This window comes from Stenotrophomonas sp. 220_Sma (assembly GCF_056487375.1).
Window position 1 is genome coordinate 1 of the sequence record NZ_CM151348.1, and the last position, 17,669, is coordinate 17,669.

Consider the following 17,669-nt stretch of genomic DNA (forward strand, 5'->3'; position numbering starts at 1 on the left):
ATGGATGCCTGGTCCCGTAGTCTCGAGCGCCTCGAAGCGGAGTTCCCGCCGGAAGACGTTCATACCTGGTTGAAGCCGCTGCAGGCCGATCTGCGCGTGGACAGCCTGGTGCTGTATGCACCGAATGCCTTCATCGTCGACCAGGTCCGCGAGCTGTACCTGGCCCGGATCCGCGAACTGCTGGCCCATTTCGCCGGTTTCAGCGACGTTTTTCTTGAAATCGGCTCGCGCCCGCGTCCCGTGGAGGCGCAGAACACGCCGGTTTCCACGCCGTCGGCGCATGTGTCCAGCGAACCGCAGGTGCCGTTTGCCGGCAACCTGGACAATCACTACACGTTCGCCAACTTCGTCGAAGGCCGCAGCAACCAGCTGGGCCTGGCCGCCGCCTTCCAGGCAGCGCAGAAGCCGGGCGACCGCGCGCACAACCCGCTGCTGCTGTACGGAGGCACGGGCCTGGGCAAGACCCACCTGATGTTCGCCGCCGGCAATGCCATGCGCCAGGCCAATCCGGGTGCGAAGGTGCTGTACCTGCGTTCGGAACAGTTCTTCAGCGCGATGATCCGGGCTCTGCAGGAAAAGACCATGGATCAGTTCAAGCGCCAGTTCCAGCAGGTGGACGCGCTGCTGATCGATGACATCCAGTTCTTCGCCGGCAAGGACCGCACCCAGGAAGAGTTCTTCCACACCTTCAACGCGTTGTTCGATGGCAAGCAGCAGATCATCCTGACCTGCGACCGCTATCCGCGCGAGGTTGAAGGCCTGGAAGCACGCCTGAAGTCGCGGCTTGCCTGGGGCCTGTCGGTCGCGATCGAACCGCCGGACTTCGAGACCCGCGCTGCGATCGTGCTGGCCAAGGCACGCGAACGCGGTGCAGAGATTCCCGATGATGTTGCGTTCCTGATCGCCAAGAAGATGCGCTCCAACGTGCGCGACCTCGAAGGTGCGCTCAATACCCTGACCGCCCGCGCCAATTTCACCGGCCGCGCGATCACCACCGAATTCGCCCAGGAAACCCTGCGCGACCTGCTGCGCGCCCAGCAGCAGGCGATCAGCATTCCCAACATCCAGAAAACCGTTGCCGACTACTACGGCCTGCAGATCAAGGATCTGCTGTCGAAGCGTCGGACCCGCTCGCTGGCCCGCCCGCGCCAGGTCGCCATGGCCCTGACCAAGGAACTGACCGAGCACAGCCTGCCCGAGATTGGCGATGCCTTTGCCGGTCGCGATCACACCACGGTGCTGCATGCCTGCCGCCAGATCCGGACCCTGATGGAAACCGACGGCAAGCTCCGCGAGGACTGGGACAAGCTGATCCGGAAGCTGAGCGAATGATGCACGGATGCCGATGAGGCGTCATCGCACAAAACGGTGCAGAATCCGGTAGCAAGCGCGGGACACGTTGTGGATAAAAATGGCGTCTGAAATCGCGTCGAATTTATCCACAGCTTTCCCCACCCCCTGGGGGTCGGTAATACAGAGGGTTTCGAGGTCTGAAATTCTTTTATTTACAAAGACTTAGCGTTGTTTTCCAGCGATTCTGTCTCTACCAGCACCACCAAGCTTTTGATTTATTCCACATTTTTTAAAGCATAGGGGCACGGAACCACATGCGTTTCACACTGCAGCGCGAAGCCTTTCTCAAGCCGTTGGCACAGGTCGTCAACGTGGTCGAACGCCGCCAGACCCTTCCGGTTCTGGCCAATTTCCTGGTCCAGGTGCAGAACGGCCAGCTGTCGCTGACCGGTACCGACCTGGAAGTGGAGATGGTGTCGCGGATCGCGGTTGAAGATGCCCAGGACGGCGAAACCACCATCCCCGCCCGCAAACTGTTCGAGATCATCCGCGCCCTGCCCGACGGCAGCCGGATCACGGTCTCGCAGACCGGTGACAAGATCACCGTGCAGGCCGGCCGCAGCCGCTTCACCCTGGCCACCCTGCCCTCCAACGACTTCCCGTCGGTTGACGAAGTGGAAGCCACCGAGCGCGTGGCCATCGGCGAAGCGACCCTGAAGGAACTGATCGAACGCACCGCGTTCGCGATGGCCCAGCAGGACGTGCGCTACTACCTCAACGGTCTGCTGTTCGATCTGCGCGGCGATGCGCTGCGTACCGTCGCCACCGACGGCCACCGCCTGGCGCTGTGTGAAACCGATCTGGCCAAGCCCAGTGGTTCCAAGCGCCAGATCATCGTGCCGCGCAAGGGCGTGACCGAACTGCAGCGCCTGCTGGAGAGCGGCGATCGCGAGATCGAGCTGGAAGTCGGCCGCAGCCACGTCCGCGTCAAGCGCGACGATGTCACCTTCACCTCGAAGCTGATCGACGGCCGTTTCCCGGATTACGAAGCGGTGATTCCGATCGGTGCCGACCGCGAAGTGAAGGTTGATCGCGAAGCACTGCGTGCCTCGCTGCAGCGTGCCGCAATCCTGTCCAACGAGAAGTACCGCGGCATCCGCGTGGAAGTCTCGCCGGGCAACCTGAAGATCAGCGCGCACAACCCGGAACAGGAAGAAGCCCAGGAAGAGATCGAAGCCGACACCAACGTCAGCGATCTGGCCATCGGCTTCAACGTGAACTACCTGCTGGACGCCCTTTCCGCCCTGCGCGACGAGGAAGTCATCATCCAGCTGCGCGACTCCAACTCCTCGGCGCTGGTGCGTGAATCCAGCAGCGAGAAGTCGCGCCATGTGGTGATGCCGCTGCGTCTCTGACAGCAGGCTGTTCCACGTGGAACCGAACGACGCCCGGGATCTTCCCGGGCGTTTTTTTTGCAGGTTCCACGTGGAGCATCGCGATGGCCGGATCTCCAGGTATGGGTGAATGGCTTCCTTGAGATTGCTGGTTGCCGATTGATCCTGGCTGCCCTTCCGATGCAATCGGTGCTGAGCGATTGGAATCCAGGTTGTGAGCTTGGGCGCTGTCCAGCCGCTTTCGATCGAGTATGCCGTTCTGGGTCTTCAGACTGATGCACGTTCCCCGAACTTGCCGGAGGGGTGAAGCAGATCGTGGGTCGCAACGCTGCGGTTGCTTCATCTGCAGACGCCACTGTCCACAGGTCTCGTTGGGGGCGGATCGGGGCCAGCCTAGCTTCTAAATCTGGGTATAAATCTAAAGCATGGTGGTGATGGTAGGCCCAGATTTCGTGGAGAAATGCATTATCTAGTTGATTTTTAAGATATTTATGCACCTGAAACCCCCTGTATAGAGGCCCCTCAGGCTGGGGGGGAACCTGTGGATAGTTTCGCAGGTCGGGCAAAAGGGCTTTTTTATCCACAGTTTGCCCATACCTTGTGTATAAGTCATACAGACCTGCTGTGGACAGCGTGAATCGGCGGGCTCGAATTCCTTGAAATCTGTGGAACCCTCCAGGGCATCGCATCGTAGATTTAAAGAAATCTGCGCGGTGCTCGCGCAAACCACCGTCGGGGCACCTGGCGATGCTCGCGGAATGAGGCTGAAATCGCTGAAATCTGAGGGCCGGTATCCTGTGCCGCCGCTCAGAATTCAAGGATTCCCGGGCGTATCCAGACCCAGGCGAGCCCACGTGAGGGAGCGCCACCACGTGGAACACGCGTAGGGTTGCCAGACGGAAGCTTCAGCACAGTGGCGATGTCTGGGGCGGCACGGCTGGCTTGACCGATGCAGTAAGCTGATGGATTCCCTGCCCCTCTACCGCCTTGTGCGGATGGTCTTTCGCGCCCCATGCAGATCCGCCGCCTCGCCTTGCATCAACTGCGTCGTTTCAGTGCGGTGGACCTGTCGCCCCAGCCGGGATTGAACCTGCTGACCGGCGACAACGGTGCCGGCAAGACCAGCGTGCTCGAAGCCCTGCACTTGATGGCCTATGGCCGCAGCTTCCGTGGCCGGGTGCGCGACGGTCTGGTACGCCAGGGCCAGGAAGCGCTGGAAATCTTCGTGGAATGGGACGAACAGCGTGCCCTTCACCCGCCCCACCGCCGAAAAGCCGGCCTGCGCCACAGTGGTCAGGACTGGAAGGGTCGACTGGACGGCGAGGATGTCGCACAGCTGGGTAATCTCTGCGCAGCGCTGGCCGTGGTGACGTTCGAGCCCGGGAGCCATGCACTGGTCAGTGGTGGTGGTGAACCCCGCCGCCGCTTCCTCGATTGGGGCTTGTTCCACGTGGAACCGGATTTTCTGTCCCTGTGGCGTCGCTATTCCCGGGCGCTGAAGCAGCGCAATGCCCTGCTCAAGCAGGGCGGGCCATCGCGGATGCTCGATACCTGGGATCACGAGCTGGCCGAGGCAGGAGAACCACTGACCAGCCGCCGCCAGCACTACCTGGAGCGTCTGCAGCAGCGCACGGTCGCCTTGGCCGCCAGCCTCGCTCCGCAACTCGGTATCCAGGGATTGGAGCTGAGCCCCGGTTGGCGGCGGCATGAGCTTCCCTTGGCCGATGCCCTGCTTCTGGCCCGGGAACGTGACCGGCAGGCCGGGTATACCTCGGTGGGCCCGCACCGCGCGGACTGGAGTGTGGATTTCCACAGCATTCCAGGTCGTGATGCGCTGTCCCGCGGCCAGGCCAAGCTGACGGCGTTGGCGTGCCTGTTGGCACAGGCGGAGGACTATGCGGAACAGTGCGGCGAATGGCCGGTGATCGCATTGGACGATCTGGCCTCGGAGCTGGATCGCACCCATCAGGCGCGGGTACTGGAGCGCCTGCTCAATGGGCCGGCACAGATCTTCATCACCGCCACCGAAACCCCGGCGGCGCTGCAGGAACTGACCCACATCGCCCGGTTCCACGTGGAACATGCACAGATCGTGGCTGTGCCATAGTGGGCACACCAGGGCCGCTCGACCCCGGCTGGTATAATTCGGGTTGGAATCCTTTCATTCTCGGCGCATCGCCCCAAGCGGTGCCCGACCTGCGGAGCCTACGGCAAGCGCAATGAGCGACGAACAGAACACCCCGGCAAACAACGGCAATTACGACGCCAACAGCATTACCGCCCTGGAAGGCCTGGAGGCTGTCCGCAAGCGTCCCGGCATGTACATCGGCGACGTGCATGACGGCACCGGTCTGCACCACATGGTGTTCGAGGTCGTCGACAACTCGATCGACGAAGCGTTGGCCGGCCACGCCGACCACGTTGCAGTGACGATCCACGCCGACGGCTCGGTCTCGGTGTCCGACAACGGCCGTGGTATTCCGACCGGCAAGCACGAGCAGATGAGCGCCAAGCTCGGTCGCGAAGTGTCTGCGGCCGAAGTGGTCATGACCGTCCTGCACGCAGGCGGCAAGTTCGACGACAACAGCTACAAGGTTTCGGGCGGCCTGCACGGCGTCGGCGTCAGCGTGGTCAACGCGCTGTCGCAGAAGCTGCTGGTGGACGTGTTCCAGAATGGCTCCCACTACCAGCAGGAATTCAGCAACGGCGCAGCCGTGACTGCGCTGGCCAAGCTGGAAGCCACCACCAAGCGCGGTACCACCGTGCGCTTCTGGCCGTCGACCGTCGCCTTCCACGACAACGTGGAATTCCACTACGACATCCTGGCCCGCCGCCTGCGCGAGCTGTCGTTCCTGAACTCCGGCGTCAAGATCGTCCTTGCCGACGAGCGTGGCGATGGCCGTCGCGATGACTTCCACTACGAAGGCGGCATCCGCAGCTTCGTGGAGCATCTGGCCCAGCTGAAGACCCCGCTGCACCCGAACGTCATTTCAGTCACCGGCGAGCACAACGGCATCGTCGTCGACGTGGCGCTGCAGTGGACCGACTCCTACCAGGAGACGATGTACTGCTTCACCAACAACATTCCGCAGAAGGACGGCGGTACCCACCTGGCCGGTTTCCGCGGTGCGCTGACCCGTGTGCTCAACAACTACATCGAGCAGAACGGCATCGCCAAGCAGGCCAAGATCAACCTGACCGGCGATGACATGCGCGAAGGCATGATCGCAGTGCTGTCGGTGAAGGTGCCGGACCCGAGCTTCTCCAGCCAGACCAAGGAAAAGCTGGTCAGCTCCGACGTGCGCCCGGCGGTGGAAAACGCCTTCGGTGCGCGCCTGGAAGAGTTCCTGCAGGAAAACCCGAACGAAGCCAAGGCGATCGCCGGCAAGATCGTCGATGCCGCACGTGCACGTGAAGCCGCGCGCAAGGCCCGCGACCTGACCCGCCGCAAGGGCGCGCTGGACATCGCGGGCCTGCCGGGCAAGCTGGCCGACTGCCAGGAAAAGGATCCGGCGCTGTCCGAACTGTTCATCGTCGAGGGTGACTCGGCAGGTGGTTCGGCCAAGCAGGGCCGCAACCGCAAGAACCAGGCGGTGCTGCCGCTGCGCGGCAAGATCCTCAACGTGGAACGCGCGCGTTTCGATCGCATGCTGTCCTCCGACCAGGTGGGTACGCTGATCACCGCGCTGGGCACCGGCATCGGCCGTGACGAGTACAACCCGGACAAGCTGCGTTACCACAAGATCATCATCATGACCGACGCCGACGTCGACGGCGCCCACATCCGCACCCTGCTGCTGACGTTCTTCTACCGTCAGATGCCGGAGCTGATCGAGCGCGGTTACGTCTACATCGGCCTGCCGCCGCTGTACAAGATCAAGCAGGGCAAGCAGGAGCTGTACCTGAAGGACGACCCGGCGCTGGACAGCTACCTGGCCAGCAGCGCAGTGGAAAATGCTGCACTGGTGCCGGCCACCGGCGAGCCCGGCATCGAAGGCCTGGCGCTGGAGAAGCTGCTGCTGGCCTACGCGGCGGCGCTGGATTCGATCGAGCGCAACGCACACCGCTACGACCGCAATCTGCTTGAAGCGCTGGTCGACTTCGTCCCGATGGACCTGGAAAGCCTGCGCGCTGCCGGCGAAGGCGAGGGCCTGGATGCACTGGCCAAGCGCCTCAACCAGGGCAGCCTGGGCAGCCCGCGCTTCAGCCTGGAGCTGCAGGAAGCCAACGATGAGCGCCCGGCCGCTGTGCTGGTGACCCGTCGCCACATGGGCGAACAGCACATCCAGGTGCTGCCGATGTCGGCCTTCGAAAGCGGCGAACTGCGCGCGATCCACCAGGCATCGAAGCTGCTGCACGGTCTGGTCCGCGAAGGCGCGACCATTTCCCGCGGTGCCAAGTCGATCGAAGTCGACAGCTTTGCCAAGGCACAGAACTGGCTGCTCGAGGAGGCCAAGCGCGGCCGCCAGATCCAGCGATTCAAGGGTCTGGGTGAAATGAATCCGGAGCAGTTGTGGGACACCACGGTGAATCCGGAAACCCGTCGACTGCTGCAGGTGCGCATCGAAGATGCTGTCGCTGCCGACCAGATTTTCAGCACGCTGATGGGCGATGTCGTCGAACCGCGTCGCGACTTCATCGAAGACAACGCGCTGAAGGTCGCAAACCTGGATATCTGACACAATCGGGACACGGCCGGTGCGCGGGGAGGCGCGCCGGCCTTCGACTCTTGAACGCAGGTACCTGATGTCCGCATCCGCCCCGGTTTCCGCTCCGCCCCCGGTTCCGCCGGCTTCTGCCGCGCCGCGTGCCGTTTCGCCGTTGGCGGGGTTTTTCATCGACCTGGGTATCGCCGCTGTCACCCTGTTCGGCCTGAGCCTGATCAGCGGCCTGCTATGGGGCCTGTACCGTGGCGTGGTGGTCGGTTACGCGAACGCGCAGGCCGGCGCTGGTGCCCCCGACGCCAGTTCGGTAGCGGCGTCACTGGGCCAGCCGGGCGCGCTTGCGCAGATTCTCATGGCGCTGTTTGCCACCGGCGGCGCCGCGCTGCTGCTGTACTTCTGGCGACGGCCGGCCAATGCCGCCGAGCGCCACGCGTCGCGCCAGGCGCTGCGCCGTCCCTCCACCTGGGGCTGGACCCTGCTGGTGGCGACCCTGATCGTGCTCGGCAGCAATGGCATCGCCTTCCTGGCCAAGCAGTTCGGCATCGAGCCGGTTCCCACCAATCTGGCGCTGATGCAGAGTGCGATCGCGCGCTTCCCGTTGTTCCTGGTGCTGTTCGCGGTGGTACTGGCACCGGCCTACGAGGAGCTGCTGTTCCGCCGCGTGCTGTTTGGCCGCCTGTGGAAGGCCGGACGCCCGTGGCTGGGCGTGGTACTGAGCAGCCTTGCTTTCGCCCTGATCCATGAAATCCCTGGCACCAGTGCCAACGGCCCGGCCGAGATCGCGCAGCTGTGGCTGGTCTATGGCGGCATGGGGGCCGCGTTCTGCTGGTTGTACCAGCGCACCGGCACGCTCTGGGCCGCGATCACCGCGCACGCGCTGAACAACGGCGTGGCGCTTGCCGCGCTTGTGTTCTTCGGGGCAACGTAACGCCGTGTCCGCTTGACGAAAGATTAAGCCGCTACGCTACACACTGCGCATATGAACACGGGGGTGGATCCATGAAACAACTGCTGCTGGCCCTTGTCATCACCACCCTGGTCAGCGCCTGCGCGACCACGACCTCTCCTACCGGCCGTCGGCAGATGGTGGGCGGGGTGTCACAGGCGCAGCTGGACCAGCTCGGCGCACAGGCGTTCGCCGAAACCAAGCAGAAGGAAAAGATCAGCACCGACGGCCGCCAGAACGGTTACGTGCAGTGCGTGGTCAACGCCCTGGTCGCGCAGCTGCCGCCTCAATACCGTGGCGTACGGTGGGAGACGGCCGTGTTCGTCGACAAGGAGCCCAACGCCTTCGCCCTGCCCGGCGGCAAGGTCGGCGTGAACACCGGCATCTTCACCGTCGCCAAGAACCAGGATCAGCTGGCTGCCGTAATCGGCCATGAAATCGGCCACGTCATCGCCCGCCACCACGAAGAGCGCATCACCCGGCAGATGGGTGCGCAGACCGGGCTGGCCGTGCTCGGTGCGCTGGCCGGCGCGGCCTACGGAGAAGGCGCTGCCAGCACCGTCAACCAGCTCGGGGGCATGGGCGCGCAGACCGCCTTCCTGCTGCCCGGTTCACGCACCCAGGAAAGCGAGGCCGACGTGATCGGCCAGCGACTGATGGCCCAGGCCGGTTTCAACCCGGCGCAGGCGGTCGACCTGTGGCAGAACATGATGGCCGCCAGTGGCGGCCGCAGCCCGCAATGGCTGTCCACCCACCCCGATCCAGCCAACCGTATCCAGGAACTGCGACGCGATGCACCGGGACTGACGCCGGTCTATCAGCAGGCGCAGGCGGCCGGGCTGCGGCCAAAGTGCGGATGAGTGCGCAGTTCTATGCTGTATTGCAGCACATAAAACGATTTCTCACGCCATCTGTTTCTGATACGTTTGGCGGCTCAGATTTTTCTGACAGTCCGACTTTGCCGCTATCCGGCGGTTCGATCGAGGTGAACGATGATTTTCCGTAACCACAAAGCTGTGCTTTCCGTCCTCGTCGCGACCGCCCTGACCGGCGCCGTGGTCACCGATGCCTTCGCGCAGTCCTCGCGTTCCTCCGAGCGTGGCAACCGCGGCGGCAAGCAGGCCAAGGCCGAAGCGCTGTACCCGAACGCGACCCGCGAGGAGCCGACCGTCAAGGCATCAGCCAAGCTGGGCAGCAAGCTGCAGAAGATGATCGACAGCTACAACAAGGAAAAGTTCCCGGAGACGCGCACGCAGGCCGACGCGATCCTGGCTGACAGCGCCGCGAACGAGTACGACAAGTCGCTGGCCGCGCAGCTGGCCTCGCAGGCCGCCTACCAGACCGACGACACCCCGGCTGCCGTGGCCTACCTGAAGCAGGTCCTGCAGTTCAACGGCCTGGACAACAACGGCCACTTCCAGTCGATGCTGATGCTGGGCCAGCTGCAGCTGCAGGAAGACCAGACCGCCGAAGGCCTGGCGACCCTGGACAAGTACTTCGCCGAGAGCAAGTCGACCAAGCCGGAAGAGCTGATCGCCAAGGGCCAGGCGCTGTACCAGCTGGAGCGCTACCAGGAAGCGATCCCGGTGCTGAAGCAGGCCATCGCCGGCGCCACCGAACCGAAGGACAACTGGAACCAGCTGCTGATGGCGGCCCTCTCCGAAGCCGGCCAGTCCGGTGAAGCGGTGAAGGAAGCCGAGGCGCTGGCCGCCAAGAACCCGAACGACAAGAAGGCCCAGCTGAACCTGGCCAGCATGTACATGCAGGCCGATCAGATGGAGAAGGCTGCCGCGGTGATGGACAAGCTGCGCAGCAGCGGCCAGCTCACCGAAGAGCGCGAGTACAAGCAGCTGTACTCGATCTATGCCAACACCGAACACAAGGAAAAGGACGTCATCGCGGTCATCAACGAAGGGTTGCAGAAGGGCATCCTGAAGCCGGATTACCAGGTCTACCTGGCGCTGGCCCAGTCCTACTACTACTCCGACCAGGTGCCGCAGGCGATCGATGCGTGGCAGAAGGCTGCCCCGCTGTCCAAGGACGGTGAGACCTACCTGAACCTGGCACGCGTCCTGCATGCCGAAGGTCGCATCCCGGAGGCCAAGCAGGCCGCCCAGCAGGCGCTGGCGAAGGGTGTGAAGAATCAGGCTGATGCCAAAAAAATCATCAACCTGAAGTAAGTAGGAATAACGCCTGAATGCCTGCACAGTTGATGCGCAGGCGCTCAGGATTGGTATAAGCTTGGAGGTTCCTGCGGTGTCATGCACCGCTGATCAGGGATTCCGCCCCCGGCATCCCGGCCCCACTATTGAGCTCTTGGCGCATGACGGAACAACTAGTCGTTCACCGGTACGAACAACCCGATGACAAGGGGCTGAGCTGGCCTCGCATCGTCGGCATCGCGTTTGTAATTGCCCTGCATCTGGCCGCGTTCATGATGCTCCTGATCCCCGCCGTGGCTCCCAAGGCCGTGGCTGAGAAGGAGCGCAACGTCATGGTGACGATCGTCGACGCCCCGCCGCCGCCGCCACCGCCGCCGCCGCCGCCGCCGACGGATACTCCGCCGCCGCCGGTGAAGAACCTGTCGCCGCCGAAGCCGTCGCCGGTCCCGCCGCCGCCGCAGGCGCCGGTCGTGGACGTGCCGGAACCGCGCCCGAGCGATATCGTCACCCCGCCGTCGCCTCCGTCGCCGCCGGCTCCGCCGACCTCGATCGAGGCCAGCGTGGACATCTCGTCGAAGGCCATGAACCCGCCGCGCTACCCGCCGGCAGCCTTCCGCGCGGGTATCCAGGGCGAAGTGATCCTGATCATTGATGTCGATGCCAGCGGCAACGTCACCAATGTCACGGTGGAAAAGTCCAGCCGTAACCGCGACCTGGACCGTGCTGCGATGGAAGCAGCTCGCAAGTGGCGCTTCAACGCCGCTGAATCTGGCGGTAAGAAGGCGGCAGGTCGCGTTCGCGTCCCGGTCAACTTTGCGCTGAACTGATGCGTCCGGGTGGCCGCCTGGCCACCCCCGCTCCCAGTTCGATTGTTTAGCTTAGCTACACCCTTTATCACCACACACAACAAAGGTAAGCGTCATGCTGCAGGAAATTTTCATCGCCGCTGCTGCCGGGGGCAATCCGTCCAACGCCCTGTCGCAGATGGGCTTCGAGCACCTGATCCACGAAATGACCACCAAGCCGGGTGATTTCGCGGTTTCCTGGGTCGTGCTGCTGACCCTGGTCGTCATGTCGGCCATGTCCTGGTACTGGACCGTCATCAACATCTTCCGCGCCACCCGCCTGAAGAGCGCCGCTGATCGCGTCGTCAGCCTGTTCTGGGATACCCCGAACGCGCAGGACGCCATCCGTGCGATGGAAGAACAGCCGGCTTCCGAGCCGTTCTCCAAGATCGCCCTGGACGCTGCCCAGGCGGCTGCCCACCACCAGCGCGCTGAAGGCGGCGCCACCGGCGGCGTGGGTGAGAACCTGAGCCGTTCGGAGTTCGTCGACCGCGCTCTGCGTCAGGCCGTGACCCGCGAAAGCAACAAGCTGCAGTCGGGCATGACCCTGCTGGCCACCGTCGGCGCGACCGCTCCGTTCGTCGGTCTGCTGGGTACCGTGTGGGGCATCTACGGCGCGCTGATCAAGATCGGTGCCACCGGCTCCGCTTCGATCGACGCCGTTGCCGGCCCGGTGGGTGAAGCGCTGATCATGACCGCGATCGGTCTGTTCGTCGCGATCCCGGCCGTGTTCGCCTTCAACTTCTTCAGCAAGATCAACAGCGCGACCATCAGCAAGTTCGATACCTTCGCGCACGACCTGCACGACTTCTTCGCCACCGGTTCGCGCGTCCGCTAATTGCGACGCGCTGTACCCAGCGAGAACGTAGTCAACACGATCTAGACGGAGCCCGTTATGGCTTTCAGTAGTGGTAACAGCGGCGGCCCCATGGCCGACATCAACGTTACGCCCCTCGTGGACGTGATGCTGGTGCTGCTGATCATCTTCATCATCACGGCGCCCCTGATGTCCCACAAGGTCAAGGTGGATCTGCCGGAGGCCAACCTGGTCCAGAAGCCGGACGACACCAACGACCGCAAGGGCCCCATCACCCTGGCAGTCAAGGAAGATGGCTCGATCTACTGGAACGACGAAGAAATCAACAAGCAGACTCTCGAGTCGCGCTTGGCGACCGCCGCCCAGCAGACCCCGCAGCCGCCGTTGAACCTGCGTGGTGACCGCACCACCAAGATGCGTGTCATCAACGAGATGACCAAGATCGCGCAGGAACAGGGCATGCTGGACGTCGGCTTCGTCGCGACCAAAGAGAAGGGGCAGTAAGCCATGGCATTCAGTAGTGGTGGTGGCAAAGGCCCCATGGCAGACATCAACGTCACGCCCCTCGTGGACGTGATGCTGGTTCTGCTGATCATCTTCATCGTGACCGCGCCGATCATGACGTACCCGATCGCCGTGGACCTGCCGCAGCGCGTGCTCAACCCACCGCCGCAGCTGGTCGAACCGCCGCCGCCGATCGAACTCAAGATCGACGCCAGCAACCAGGTCTCGTGGAACAACAGCCCGATCAATGCGAGCGAGCTGCAGCAGCGGATGGAGAACGAGGTCCAGAAGGACCCGACCAACCAGCCGGAACTGCGCATCGATGCGAGCCCGGATTCCGAGTACGACGTGATGGCCAAGGTTCTGGCTGCCGCGAAGAACGCTCAGATGAAGAAGATCGGTTTTGTGCAGCAGTAACTGCTACACCGCAATACAACAGTCATGACGCGACTGCAGACGCCCCTGGAAACAGGGGCGTCTTTTTTATGCCTGACGGCCTGGACCGTTATGATCGGCGGATGCTCGCCCTCTTCGACTCCCTGCGCCACTGGCTCGACGGCATCGCCCACCTTGGCACGATCCTGGCGGTCGCCTATCTGCTGTACCTGTTCGCGCTGGCAGGCTGGATCATGCTGCAGAAGCGCGAGCCGGTGGCCACGCTGAGCTGGATCCTGTCGCTTGCGCTGCTGCCCTACCTGGGTCTCTTCATCTACTACCTGCTGGGCCCGCAGAAGGTGAAGCGGCAGCGCCTGCGCCGTGGCCGTGCCCGCTCGGGGATGGAGCACTACAGCGATGTCTGCCCACCCGACGCCGACTGCACCGAGCTGGCCAAGGTCGCACAGGCCACGACCGGGCTCGCGCCGAGCAGCGCCACCGAAGTCACCTGGCTGGTGGATGGCGCGGCAACCTACGCGGCCCTGCTGGACGCCATCGCGCAGGCCCGCGATCACGTGCACCTGGAGTACTACATCTTCAACCCGGACCATGCCGGCACCGCGCTGCGCGACGCCCTGGTCGAGCGCGCCCGCGCGGGTGTGCAGGTGCGCCTGCTGCTCGACGCGGTGGGTTCGTCGGCCCTGCCCCGCCGCTTCCTGCAGCCGCTGCTCGACGCCGGTGGCGAAGCGATCTGGTTCCACCCACGGCAGCTGCTGAAGCCATTCAAGCGCCCGTGGTTGAACCTGCGTACCCACCGCAAGCTGGTGATCGTCGACGGCCGCCTCGCCTTCACCGGCGGCATCAACATCACCGACGACGAGGATGAAAGCCGCAGGGCGGATGCCTACCGCGACCTGCACATGCGCATCCGCGGCCACGTGGTGCGCAGCCTGCAGCTGGTGTTCGCCGAGGACTGGCTCTACGCCAGTGGACAGGATCCCTCGCGCATGGACATCGCGCGTCTGTGGCCAGCTGACATGCCGCTGCGCGGCGATGGTGCGATCAACGCCCAGGTGCTGGTCTCCGGCCCGGACTCGGGCTGGGAAACGATCCATCGCCTGCATGTGGCGGCGATCCAGGAGGCGCACGAGCGCGTCTGGCTGGTCACGCCCTACTTCGTGCCGGGCGAAGCGGCGCGGATGGCACTGACCTCGGCCGCGCTGGGCGGGCTGGACGTGCGCCTGCTGGTGCCGAAGATGAGCGATTCCTGGTTCGTCACCCAGGCCGCCCGCTCCTACTTCGACGAGCTGCTGCATGCCGGGGTGAAGATCTACGAGTACGGCCCACGCATGCTGCATACCAAGGCCTTCATCGCCGATGACGACGTCTGCATCGTCGGCAGTGCCAACTTCGATCACCGCAGCTTCCGGCTGAACTTCGAGCTGTCGATGATGATCAGCGACCGTGACCGGGTGGCTGCGCTGGCCGAACTGCTGCAGGGCGAATTCGACCGTTCCACGCGGGTGCACGACCAGGCCGGTCGTTCGCTGTGGCTGCACCGCCTGCCCGAGGCCTTCGCCCGGCTGGCCTCGCCGCTGCTCTGACGCAGCGCTACACTGCGCCGATCATCCGGGGAGCCCGACTATGTACTGGTTGTACCTGTTGCTGGCGCTGGGCTGTTTCGCCTTCGCGCTGAAGACCCCCAGCCCCGGGCTGATGACCCTGTGCCTGCTGGCCGCCCTCGCCTTCCTGCTGGCCTGGGTACGCGGCCGCTATGTGGCCCGTTTCGGTGATCCACAGCGCGATCCGTCCACACTGGTCGATGCCGAAGAACTGCGCCGCCTGCGCGAACAGGCCCAGGCCCGCCGCGGTGACGACCCCAACGATCACGATCCATCCCCTCTTTCCAAGTAGTTTCGTTCCATGACCCAGCTCAGCGTCAACGTCAACAAGATCGCCGTCCTGCGCAATTCGCGCGGCGGTGCCGAACCGGACGTGGTACGCGCCGCCCAGGCCTGCCTGGATGCCGGCGCGCACGGCATCACCGTGCATCCGCGACCGGACCGTCGCCACATCACCGCCGAGGACGTGCTGGCCCTGTCCACGCTGACCCGTGCGCGTGGGGTGGAGTTCAACATCGAAGGCAATCCGTTCGCACCGCCGCGCGAGGGTTATCCGGGGCTGCTGCCGCTGTGTGCACAGGCCCGTCCGGCGCAGGCTACCCTGGTGCCTGACAGCGACGGCCAGATCACCTCCGATCATGGTTTCGACTTCGAGCGGGATGCCGAACGACTGCGCCCGCTGATTGCCGAACTGAAAGCGATGGGTTGCCGGGTCAGCCTGTTCGTCGATGCCGGCAACCCGTTGCTGGAGCAGGCGGCCGAAGTGGGTGCGGACCGCATCGAGCTGTATACCGGGCCCTATGCGGAGGCGCATGCGGCTGGTGATGCTGACGCGATGCTGGCGCTGTTCGCCACTGCCGCACGCCGTGCACAGGCCGTTGGCCTGGGCGTGAACGCCGGCCACGATCTGTCGCAGGACAACCTGCGCGATTTCCTGGCCAACGTGCCGGACGTGCTGGAGGTGTCGATCGGCCACGCGCTGATCGGTGAGGCGCTGTACGACGGGCTGGACGCCACGGTGCGCGGGTACCTGGCGCTGCTCTGACCCCTCCCCTGTAGCATCGAGCCCTGCTCGACTTCGGTCTTGGGCCACCCTGGGTGGGAGTCGAGCACGGCTCGACTCTACGGGGGCGCTGAACCCTTCAGGCGGCCGTCGCAGCCACTGAGACGGCCGCGACGTACCCTGCCGCAATGGGTATTGCGATCAAGGGCCGAGGTTCCACGTCCCACCTTGCCGGGCGCTTTGAAAGCACTGTCAGCGAGGCGGTGGACGACGGCTGGGCGGTCGACGAGAGCGAGGAGTTCCTTGCCCCTCGCCTGCGTAACGAAGTGCGTGCCGAGACCGCGCGCAGCATCATCACCCGCAACAACTCGCCGGACGTCGGCTTCAGCCAGTCGGTCAATCCGTATCGCGGCTGCGAGCATGGATGCTCGTACTGCTTTGCGCGCCCCTCGCATGCCTATCTGAACCTGTCGCCGGGCCTGGATTTCGAAACCAAGCTGTTCGCCAAGACCAATGCGCCCCAGCTGCTGCGCAAGGAACTGTCGAAACCGGGCTACGTGCCGCAACCGATCGCGCTGGGCATCAACACCGATGCGTACCAGCCGATCGAGCGCAAGTTCAAGCTGACCCGCCAACTGATCGAAGTGATGCTGGAGACCAAGCATCCTTTCTCGCTGATCACCAAGAACGCACTGGTCGAGCGCGACATCGATCTGCTTGCACCGCTGGCCGCGGAGAACCTGGTCAGCGTGCATTTCTCGGTGACCTCGCTGGACCCGCACCTCTCCGCGAAGCTGGAGCCGCGCGCGTCAGCGCCGCATGCACGGCTGCGTGCGATGAAGCGTCTGCATGAAGCTGGCATTCCGGTGGGCGTGATGGTGGCGCCGGTGATTCCGTGGATCAACGACAGCGAACTGGAAGCCGTGCTGGAGGCTGCACACGATGCCGGTGCCAGCACCGCCGGTTATGTGCTGCTGCGCCTGCCGCTGGAAGTGGCACCGCTGTTCCGCGAGTGGCTGGACACCCATCATCCAGATCGCGCCGCACATGTGATGAGTACCATCCAGCAGTTGCGCGGCGGCAAGGACTACGACAGCCAGTTCGGCACGCGCATGCGGGGCCAGGGCGTATATGCCGATCTGTTGAACAACCGCTTCAAGCTGGCGCGCAAACGTCTGGGCTTCAATGCGCAGAACAGCCATTGGCCGAAGCTGGATTGCAGCCGGTTCCAGAAGCCGCTGCCGCCGAAGAAGGATTCGCCGCAGGGTTCGTTGTTCTGAGTAGAGTCGAGCTTGCTCGACTGGAGACGTAAAGGCAGTCGAGCAAGCTCGACTCTACCCCCCAAACAACTTCTGCGCACTCTGGAACAGGATCCAGCTGGTCGCGATGAACTTGTCGCCGCCCTGCGGCCGGTTGCCACGATGCGTGTGGGTGAACGCAGTCGGCGCAATCAGCAGGCTGCCGGTGCGCGGCGCGATCTTCCGCCCCTGGAACAGGAACTCGGTTTCGCCCTCTTCGAAGTCGTCGTTGAGGTACAGCGTCCACAGCACGTGCCGGTGCAGGGTCTCGGCCTGCGCATCCTTCGGGTACAGCTCGCAGTGCCAGTACGGATAGCCGCCCTCGCCTGCCGCATACCACTGCAGGTTGATCGCACCCGGGCGCAGGCAGGTGCGGGCCAGATCGGCCAGCTGCTGCTGCGGCATGTCGGGGAAGTCCTCGGCAGACAGGCGTCGCGGTTGGCCGTTGCTGTCCTGGATCTGCAACATCAGCGGCGCAATCAACGCCTGTGGATAACGGCGTAGATAAGTCAGCAGGCCATTGAACACCGCGATCTGCAGCTGCTGATCGACATCCTGCCAGCCGTCCAGGCCACTGATGCGCAGATCCTTGCTGTGCTTGAGTTCCGGGAACACGCCACTGCCCACCGCACCGGGCTGCAGGCCACGCGTAGCGCGCAGGCGTTCAACGATGGCCGCGCAGACCTCGCTGGGGACGGCGTTGTGGATGACTTCGATGAAATCGACCGGGCCCTGCTCGTGCATGC

16 protein-coding genes are annotated in these 17,669 nt (G+C 64.1%); 15 read left to right on the plus strand and 1 reads right to left on the minus strand.

The features are described from left to right. From dnaA to ACZLIB_RS00075, 15 genes are all read left to right on the plus strand, one after another. Positions 1-1,332 carry a chromosomal replication initiator protein DnaA gene (dnaA, locus tag ACZLIB_RS00005; RefSeq protein WP_014035414.1) on the plus strand — a complete coding sequence of 444 codons (1,332 nt, stop codon included), beginning with the start codon at positions 1-3 and terminating at the stop codon, positions 1,330-1,332. A gap of 275 nt (positions 1,333-1,607) precedes the next feature. Further along, on the plus strand, positions 1,608-2,708 hold the full coding sequence (dnaN, locus tag ACZLIB_RS00010) for a DNA polymerase III subunit beta (protein ID WP_478468845.1): 1,101 nt from the start codon (positions 1,608-1,610) through the stop codon (positions 2,706-2,708). Positions 2,709-3,699: 991 nt separating this feature from the next. Next, entirely contained in the window at positions 3,700-4,794 is a 1,095-nt protein-coding gene (gene recF, locus ACZLIB_RS00015) for a DNA replication/repair protein RecF (protein WP_478468846.1), read from the plus strand. Positions 4,795-4,906: 112 nt separating this feature from the next. Beyond that, the gene (gyrB, locus tag ACZLIB_RS00020; protein WP_164079646.1) at positions 4,907-7,366 is read left to right on the plus strand and encodes a DNA topoisomerase (ATP-hydrolyzing) subunit B; all 2,460 of its coding nucleotides are present in this window, start codon (positions 4,907-4,909) and stop codon (positions 7,364-7,366) included. A 67-nt stretch (positions 7,367-7,433) separates the two neighbouring features. Further along, complete coding sequence (locus ACZLIB_RS00025; RefSeq protein WP_049399023.1) at positions 7,434-8,279, plus strand: CPBP family intramembrane glutamic endopeptidase; 846 nt, start codon at positions 7,434-7,436, stop codon at positions 8,277-8,279. Positions 8,280-8,350: 71 nt separating this feature from the next. Further along, positions 8,351-9,157: a M48 family metallopeptidase gene (locus ACZLIB_RS00030; protein ID WP_032128510.1), complete on the plus strand. Its 807-nt coding sequence runs from the start codon at positions 8,351-8,353 to the stop codon at positions 9,155-9,157. A gap of 132 nt (positions 9,158-9,289) precedes the next feature. After that, positions 9,290-10,477: a tetratricopeptide repeat protein gene (locus ACZLIB_RS00035; protein ID WP_032128511.1), complete on the plus strand. Its 1,188-nt coding sequence runs from the start codon at positions 9,290-9,292 to the stop codon at positions 10,475-10,477. Between the two features lie 143 nt (positions 10,478-10,620). Continuing rightward, positions 10,621-11,286: an energy transducer TonB gene (locus ACZLIB_RS00040; RefSeq protein WP_478057850.1), complete on the plus strand. Its 666-nt coding sequence runs from the start codon at positions 10,621-10,623 to the stop codon at positions 11,284-11,286. Between the two features lie 94 nt (positions 11,287-11,380). Further along, positions 11,381-12,142: a TonB-system energizer ExbB gene (exbB, locus tag ACZLIB_RS00045; protein WP_004132614.1), complete on the plus strand. Its 762-nt coding sequence runs from the start codon at positions 11,381-11,383 to the stop codon at positions 12,140-12,142. Positions 12,143-12,199: 57 nt separating this feature from the next. Next, on the plus strand, positions 12,200-12,625 hold the full coding sequence (locus ACZLIB_RS00050) for an ExbD/TolR family protein (RefSeq protein ID WP_012509603.1): 426 nt from the start codon (positions 12,200-12,202) through the stop codon (positions 12,623-12,625). Between the two features lie 3 nt (positions 12,626-12,628). After that, entirely contained in the window at positions 12,629-13,042 is a 414-nt protein-coding gene (locus ACZLIB_RS00055; protein WP_032129281.1) for an ExbD/TolR family protein, read from the plus strand. A 101-nt stretch (positions 13,043-13,143) separates the two neighbouring features. Beyond that, positions 13,144-14,604 (plus strand): cardiolipin synthase, encoded by a 1,461-nt coding sequence (gene cls / locus ACZLIB_RS00060; RefSeq protein WP_032129285.1) that lies wholly within the window; start codon positions 13,144-13,146, stop codon positions 14,602-14,604. 40 nt (positions 14,605-14,644) lie between these two features. Next, complete coding sequence (locus ACZLIB_RS00065; protein ID WP_032129280.1) at positions 14,645-14,914, plus strand: hypothetical protein; 270 nt, start codon at positions 14,645-14,647, stop codon at positions 14,912-14,914. A gap of 9 nt (positions 14,915-14,923) precedes the next feature. Then, positions 14,924-15,667 carry a pyridoxine 5'-phosphate synthase gene (locus tag ACZLIB_RS00070; protein WP_478468848.1) on the plus strand — a complete coding sequence of 248 codons (744 nt, stop codon included), beginning with the start codon at positions 14,924-14,926 and terminating at the stop codon, positions 15,665-15,667. A gap of 146 nt (positions 15,668-15,813) precedes the next feature. Beyond that, complete coding sequence (locus tag ACZLIB_RS00075) at positions 15,814-16,905, plus strand: PA0069 family radical SAM protein (protein WP_478468849.1); 1,092 nt, start codon at positions 15,814-15,816, stop codon at positions 16,903-16,905. 54 nt (positions 16,906-16,959) lie between these two features. On the opposite strand, the gene ACZLIB_RS00080 is transcribed toward ACZLIB_RS00075, so the two are convergent. After that, a complete protein-coding gene (locus tag ACZLIB_RS00080) occupies positions 16,960-17,667 on the minus strand; it encodes a 2OG-Fe(II) oxygenase (protein WP_065724008.1) in 708 nt (235 codons plus the stop codon). Between the last annotated feature and the right edge of the window lie 2 nt (positions 17,668-17,669).